Annotated in this window: 1 protein-coding gene; it reads right to left on the minus strand. The window is 62.9% G+C overall.

Annotated elements, in window-relative coordinates:
- Positions 1-601, minus strand: a 601-nt coding sequence (locus tag Y887_RS17295; RefSeq protein ID WP_282955769.1) for a sensor histidine kinase, incomplete at both ends; no start/stop codon positions are given.

The raw sequence follows: 601 nt of genomic DNA on the forward strand, positions 1-601 counted from the left end.
TCGCCGCTGGCGGTGATGTCCCCAAGCAAGCCGACTTCCAGGCTGAAACGCAGGCCGCGTTCCTGCGCCAGCGGCGCCATCAGCGCTTCGATCTCGGCCACGAGCTGGCGCAGCGAAAATGGCTCCAGATCCAGTTCCAGCCGACCGGATTCGATGCGTGCCAGATCCAGCGCATCGTTGACCAGCCGCAGCAGATGCGCGCCCGCACGCCGGATAGAATCGGTATAGCTGCGCTGTTTGGTATCCAGCGAGGTCTTGAGCAGCAGCTCGCTCATGCCCATCACGCCGGTCATCGGCGTGCGGACCTCATGACCGAGCGTTGCCAAAAAACGCGTCTTGGCGAGGGATGCCTGCTCGGCAACTTCCTGCTTGTGCACAGCCAACTGCCAGGCATTCAAGCGACGTAGACGGCGGCGGTACAACAAAATGGCCGCAACGACTACGCACAAGCTCAGCAGGGCCAGCAGGCTCAAGCCCCACGGCGACAGCCACCAGGGCGGCAATACTCGAAAACGTAAGGTCTGGCTCGCCGACCAGATGCCGTCTGCAGTCCGCCCCTGTACTTCGAGCGTGTAATGACCCGGGGGCAGGCGCGAAAACA

Source organism: Xanthomonas pisi DSM 18956 (assembly GCF_001010415.1).
Lineage (GTDB): Bacteria > Pseudomonadota > Gammaproteobacteria > Xanthomonadales > Xanthomonadaceae > Xanthomonas > Xanthomonas pisi.